Here is a 6,146-nt window from a genome sequence, read left to right as displayed (position 1 = left end):
CGGCATGTCCGTTTCGCGGCGCGCCTCGTAGGAGCGAGCGAAGGCGTTGAACAAAGAGTCGTTGTACATGAGCCCTCTGCATATGGTTATGCCGTGGCTCGACGCAGGCATCAGAGAATCGGCTACGCCCATCGTCGAAACACGGCGCACGTCAACTGCGAATCAGCATCTGCTATTGATCAACAGGATGCGCTCAAGCGCGGCTCTCGCAATGCGCAAAAGTGGGCACTCACCGTTTTGTGCGGCGCATCTGCGAACAAATTGTGCTGAACGTCCAAGTGGCGTGGGTGCCTTCGCAGCCCAGCCAAGGCGCCAGCCGTGTGTATTCGTGCGGTGTCCGTCAATGGGATGGAGCGCACCGGACGCCTTCAATTTGTGCTGGCCGTAATGTCGGCCGGGCTGTAGCCCTCCATTCAAATGGTCGAATGGTTACGACATTTTTCGTGACCTCACGCTGCCGGAGGTGGGCGCCTAAGCTTACGACATGGCCGTTCGGCGTTTGTCGTGACAGGCGCGGTGACCATCCGCTCGCACGCGGAAGGCGCGGTGAGCGCCTATACTTATCGGTCCGCACACGCTTGAGCGACGCGTTCAGCAGTCGGGACGTAGCGCATCCCGTCCTTGCCATCGGTGTGGTTGCGGGGAGATCTCACGATCGGGTGCAATAAATGCTATTCTCAGCAAGCTTTCCGCAAAGCCAGCAGTGAGATGCCGAATGACGGACATCGGACGTCGTCAATTCGTTCGCGATGGTCTCGTTTTCGCGGCAACCGCCGGAGTGTCGGCAGCGCCTTCCGTGGCGCGGGACACCGCGAGTACGACGCGGATCGCCTGGCTCGCCGGAAACGCGGGCCCGCTGCCGACGCCGGCTTATCTCGAGGCCTTGCGGACAGGGCTGGGCAGCTGGAACTGGGTGGAGGGGCGGAACCTCACGATCGATGCCCGATGGGGAGAGCCTGCCAGCGCCGAGCGTTTGGCGTCCGAGCTGCTCGCGCTGCGGCCGAACATCCTTGTGGCTCAAGGTGCGATGGTCCTCGGTGCCCGCAATCTCAAAACCCGGATTCCGATCGTGTTCGGCTTCAGCGGCGACCCTGTCGAGGCAAAGCTCGTGACGAGCTTCTCGCGCCCGGGCGGAAATCTGACGGGCATCGCGATGCAAAGCCTCGACCTGGTCGGCAAGAGGCTCGAATTGTTGAAGGAGATCATGCCATCCCTCGCGCGCGTCGCGATACTGGCCAACCCAGCCCATCCCGGCGAACAGCTGGAACTACAGGCATCGCGCCAGGCGGCGGAGAAGCTGGGCATCACGGTCAGCTACTTCGCGGTATCATCCGCCAGGGACTTCGCGACGGCCTGGCCCGCCCTGCTCCAGGCCCACGCCGAGGCCATCGTGGCGTTTCCCGACGCGCTCATCATGAGCCAGGCTCGCGCCATCGCCATCTTTGCAAAGCAGAACGGGATTCCCGCCGTCTCCGGATGGTCCGAATTCGCCGACGAAGGCAACCTGCTCACCTATGGTCCGAACCTGCGTGCCACCTGGGCGCAAGCCGCCGGCTTCGTTGATCGCATCCTGCGTGGGGCCCGTCCGGCGGAGCTGCCGGTAGAACAGCCTTCCAGTTTTGAGCTGGTGGTCAATCAGCGTACCGCGACCGAGCTTGGTCTGACCTTGCCGGCCGCCATATCGATGCGCACCGACCGGATGATCAGGTGACGCCTGTGGAGATGCACCCGATCGACCGTCGGCTAAACAGCATTGAGAATATTGATCGAAAGCAGTCCAGCCGCTGAGATCAAGACGAAGCCAGCGACTTTATCCATGTTCTTGCGGCAAGTCGGGTGGTTGAAGTGGCGAGATAGACCCATCCCAGCCAAACTCCAGCCATAAAATTTGATCGCTGAAGCAGAGAGGAATCCAACCGCGAACCCTGTTTGCGCCCCGCTGGCATAACTGGACGAGAAAACGCCGACGAGAAACATCGCCTCAAGCCAGGCCAATGGGTTCAGCCAAGTGACGGCAAGCATCAATCCAATGGCGCGCAACCGAGAGCCGCAGACTTCCGTGGCCGCCTCGGCCTTGGATGCCCGATTGGCGTTGAGCAGTACGCGCACGCCCCACCATGCCAGAAATCCGGCGCAGCCCGCCTGCAGCGTTCCGGAAATTGTCGGATGCTGCACCAGCAACGTGCCAAGGCCGCCAATTCCCATAGCTACCAATGCGATCTCGGAAACGTAGCCGGTTGAGGCGACGGCCAGCGGATGGCTGCGCATCATGCCCGCCCTGATGAGCATGAGGTTCTGAGGGCCAAGCGAAAAGATCAGCCCAAGTCCGAACACGAAGCCGGACGCGGTCGCCGGAGAGAACAGGAGATCAGCGCTCATCGTTCAAACTCCATAGGGGCCAGCGAATACGCACTATCGGGAACAGGAGCAGGTACGCGCGTGGGAGATATGAGGGCATGCGCATGACGTTGGCCGTTTGCACCTCTGGCCTCCTCGTTCACGCTCTACTTGCCGGAGCGGAGGCTACAGGGTTGCGCAGAACACGCTTACGCCCACTCGGGCAGGCTCGGCATGCCCCGTACGACCTCGTGGCGAAGGCAGCGACAAGCCTCGACCGCCCGTCGCCGCCATCGTCAGCGAGCCCTTAAAGGGGTTCCAGGCCATGCTTGCTCAAGGCGTCTTTCGCCTCGGTTGCGGCAAGCGCCAGGATGAAGGCGCGGGCAAGATCGGGGCGCCGGCTGCTCTTGTGCAGGCCAGCCGACCAGACGGTGTAGTTCTGGATATCTGCCGGTAGCGGGCCAAGATAGACGATGCCCTTGGCGTGGAGCAGTTCGCTGACCTGCTGAAATCCCAGCTGGGCGCCGCCGCTCGTCAGCAGGTCGCCGATCTGCGCTCCCGACGGGGGCTGCCTGATCTTGTGCTTGATCTGCTCGGCGACGCCGAGCCGCTCGAAGAGCTGCTCGAAATAGCGTCCGCTGGCGCCAGACGAAATTGCGATGGTTTCTGCTTTGAGCAAGGCCTGCCGAACGCCATCGACGGTCGACATGTCCGGCCGGGGGGCATCGGCGCGGATGGCGGCTGCGACGGCGGAGCGGGAGAAGTCGGTCTTGCTCTCGGCTGCCACCTTCTCGGCGGAGACCATGCGATCGATCGCCTGCGACGTGGTCACGACGATGTCGAATTCCTCGCCGTCGGCGATGCGCTTCGTGATCGCCTCCGAGCCACCCCAGGTGAATATCACCTTGTGACCGGTGTCCTTGGCAAATCGGGACCCGATCTCCAGAACCGCTTCCTTGACCGCGTTTGGCGCGACGACTTTGATGTCCGCAGCCTGTGCCGATAGGCCGAGGCCCGATGCCAGGGCGGCGACCAAGCACCGACGAAGCATCGCATTTCCGTCGAGGAGCAAGCTGAACATATCGACCTCCGGTATTGTCAGGGTCCTCGACCATGCTCGCCTCGGCGAGGTCCCAACAATCATCCATCCGTCCCGGAGCAGCCGGTCCTTTCGTACTGGTCCTTATGGTCCGGGCTGCTTGCAGCGGCGTATCCGGGCTATCATCGGGGCGATGGAAAGACGCGCTCCGTTGAACCTCGGCAATCTTGTCCGCAGGGTGCTGCCGCGCTCCCTGCTGGGCAAATACATTGCCTCGTTTGTCGCGGCCGTCGGCGTCCCGCTCATCGGCTACACGGTCGCGGACATCTGGCTCGCTTCGACCGAGCATCGCAACGCTCTGATCCAGATCCAGCGAGCCAACGCCGAAAACGCGGCGTTCCGGATCAGTCAGTTCATCCGGGACATAGAGGGTCAGTTGCGCTGGATGACGCATCTTTCGTGGGAGGAAAGCGACGGAAAGCAGCAACGCATCGATGCGCTGCGCCTCCTGCGGCAGGTTCCCGCCATCGTGGATCTCGCCTTGATGGATGAAAAAGGGCGGGAGCGCCTCTTCGTATCGCGCGTCAGCCTGGACCGCATCTCGACTTTGGCGGACAGATCCGGCGAGGTCGCCTTTCGCGATGCCACGAGCATGGGGGTCCACTACGGAATCGTCTATTTCCAGCGCGACAGCGAACCGTTCATGACGATCGCTCTCTCCGGAACGCGTCGTGATGCCGGAATCGTCATGGCCGAGGTGAATCTCAAGCTCGCGCGGGACATCGTCTCCAGGATCCGTGTGGGACGCGAAGGCCAGGCCTACGCGATCGACCGCAACGGACGGCTCATCGTCCATCCCGATGCGAGCCTCGTTCTCAGGAATACCGATGTTTCGGCCACGATCCGTTCGATCGACGCCGATCCTGGCGCCGCCCTCCATCGCATCGACGGCGTCACAGGGCAGCCTGCACTGCTGGCACAGGTCATGGTTCCACCGCTGGACTGGCGCGTCCTCGTCGAGTTGCCGGTCGCCGAAGCCAACCAACCGCTGTGGCGAGCCCTGGAGCGATCGCTCGCCATCGCGCTGATCAGCCTGCTTGTCGCGGTGGCCATCGCGGTCGCTTTTTCGTGGCGGATGGCCCGTCCGATCCGTTTGCTGATGACGGGAGCGGCGCGGATCGGAGCCGGTCACCTCGATCATCGGATCATGATCGACACCTCAGACGAGATCGCGCAGCTCGGCCGCCAGTTCAACACGATGACCGCCGAGCTCGAGGGCTCCTATGCGACGTTGGAGCGCAAGGTTGCCGAGCGGACGCAGGAGCTGACCGAGGCCAACCGCGCAAAATCGCAATTCCTCGCCGCGGCCAGCCACGACCTGAGGCAACCCCTGCATGCGCTGAACCTGATGGTGGCGCAGCTGCGAGCCGAGACATCACCTGTGGAACGTGAGCGTCTGGCGCAGCGGATCGAGCAGGCCGTGGCGTCGATCAACGGCCTTTTCGACGATCTCCTTGATATCTCCCGGATCGATTCCGGTGTGGTCCGCGCGGAGATATCGGCCTTTCCGGTCCAGGCTGTCCTCGACCGCGTCGAGACCGCCTTTGCAGCTGAAGCGCAGGCGAAGGGACTACGCTTCAGCTGCCGGCCAAGTGAGCTCTGGGTGCGGAGCGATCCGGTTCTCCTGCAACGCATCCTCGGCAATCTCGTCGGCAACGCCTTGCGCTACACGAGACAGGGCGGCGTCCTCGTCTTGTGTCGCCGGCGCGGGGGGACGATCAGGATCGAGGTCTGGGATACCGGCATCGGCATCCCGCAGGACAAATACCCGGAGATTTTCTCGGAGTTCTATCAGCTGGCGCCCGTTGGCGCGCTGCGCGGTGAGGGACTGGGGCTGGGCTTGGCGATCGTGACCCGGCTATGCCAACTCCTGGACCATACGATCGAGGTCGTCTCGCGCGTTGGAAGAGGCTCGCGCTTTTCCGTCTGCGTTCCGGCTGCCATGGCCGAAGCTGGCGCATCGTCATTGGCCGAGGCGCCTGAGGCATGGGGCGATCCATTGCAGGGCGCACGCATCCTGATCGTCGACAATGACGCCGACGTGCTCCAGGGAACCGCCGGGTTGCTGGGCCTATGGGGCAGTCAAACGGTGACTGCGCAAAACCGCAACCAAGCCCTCGAGCGTCTTGGAAACGTCGCCCCCGACCTGATGATCGCCGACGTGCATCTCGATGAGGACGAGGACGGCGTGCAGTTGGTGGAAGCGCTCAGGGAGCGGTTCATGGTCGCGTTCCCGGCGCTGATCATCTCGGGCGATGTCTCCAAGAGCACGCGTGAGCGCATCTTAGCTCAAGGCCTGCCGATGCTTGAAAAGCCAGTGGCACCCGCCAGGCTTCGTGCCGCCGCGACCCGCCTGCTGAGGTCCGCTACCCGGCCGCAGGCTTCGACCAGCCGAGGCGAGTGGCAGCGAGCACAGCCTCGGTGCGGCTGCCAACACCGAGCGTCTTCAGGATCGACGAGATGTGATTTTTGACCGTCGGCTCGGCGAGCCCGAGTGCCCTGCAGATGAGCTTGTTGTTCTTGCCTTCCATAAGCAGCGCGAGCACGTCGAGTTGCCGGTCGGTGAGACCTAGAGACTGCAGGGTGGGCGTCACGGTCGAGCCGCTGCCAGCGGCGAGCGCTGCGGTCTGCTCGGGATGCAGCACCGCGGGCGGGACATAGACGCCGCCCGCCAGGACGAGCGAGAGCGCTCCGATCAGGACTTCGCGGG

The 6,146-nt window shown here is 63.3% G+C and carries 6 protein-coding genes; 3 read left to right on the top strand and 3 right to left on the bottom strand.

Annotated features, from left to right (window positions below; genetic code table 11):
* On the top strand, positions 1-270 hold a 270-nt coding region (locus tag AB4Y99_RS24420), incomplete at its 5' end, for a hypothetical protein (protein ID WP_441525140.1).
* A gap of 445 nt (positions 271-715) precedes the next feature.
* Positions 716-1,711 (top strand): ABC transporter substrate-binding protein, encoded by a 996-nt coding sequence (locus AB4Y99_RS24415; protein WP_441525139.1) that lies wholly within the window; start codon positions 716-718, stop codon positions 1,709-1,711.
* 32 nt (positions 1,712-1,743) lie between these two features.
* Here AB4Y99_RS24415 and AB4Y99_RS24410 read toward each other — a convergent pair whose 3' ends face one another.
* Together AB4Y99_RS24410 and AB4Y99_RS24405 are read right to left on the bottom strand one after the other, a co-directional pair.
* Positions 1,744-2,379 carry a LysE/ArgO family amino acid transporter gene (locus AB4Y99_RS24410; protein ID WP_038368622.1) on the bottom strand — a complete coding sequence of 212 codons (636 nt, stop codon included), beginning with the start codon at positions 2,377-2,379 and terminating at the stop codon, positions 1,744-1,746.
* A 265-nt stretch (positions 2,380-2,644) separates the two neighbouring features.
* On the bottom strand, positions 2,645-3,418 hold the full coding sequence (locus AB4Y99_RS24405) for a molybdate ABC transporter substrate-binding protein (protein ID WP_441525138.1): 774 nt from the start codon (positions 3,416-3,418) through the stop codon (positions 2,645-2,647).
* Positions 3,419-3,587: 169 nt separating this feature from the next.
* Between AB4Y99_RS24405 and AB4Y99_RS24400 the strand changes: the two genes are divergently transcribed.
* On the top strand, positions 3,588-5,909 hold the full coding sequence (locus AB4Y99_RS24400; RefSeq protein WP_441525137.1) for a hybrid sensor histidine kinase/response regulator: 2,322 nt from the start codon (positions 3,588-3,590) through the stop codon (positions 5,907-5,909).
* Here the strand turns inward: AB4Y99_RS24400 and AB4Y99_RS24395 are convergent.
* Positions 5,803-6,146 (bottom strand): helix-turn-helix domain-containing protein (locus AB4Y99_RS24395; RefSeq protein ID WP_441525136.1); only part of this gene is annotated, 344 nt, incomplete at its 5' end. The genes AB4Y99_RS24400 and AB4Y99_RS24395 overlap by 107 nt on opposite strands.

The organism is Allobosea sp. TAB14 (genome assembly GCF_052113865.1).
GTDB lineage: Bacteria > Pseudomonadota > Alphaproteobacteria > Rhizobiales > Beijerinckiaceae > Allobosea > Allobosea spartocytisi.
Note: the sequence above shows the minus strand (reverse complement) of the source record. Positions and strands in the feature narration are given on the sequence as shown.

Bases quoted from the DNA above. Each gene is read 5' to 3' on its own strand.
- AB4Y99_RS24415 (WP_441525139.1), top strand. From the start codon at position 716: ATGACGGACATCGGACGTCGTCAATTCGTTCGCGATGGTCTCGTTTTC.
- AB4Y99_RS24410 (WP_038368622.1), bottom strand. From the start codon at position 2,379: ATGAGCGCTGATCTCCTGTTCTCTCCGGCGACCGCGTCCGGCTTCGTG.
- AB4Y99_RS24405 (WP_441525138.1), bottom strand. From the start codon at position 3,418: ATGTTCAGCTTGCTCCTCGACGGAAATGCGATGCTTCGTCGGTGCTTG.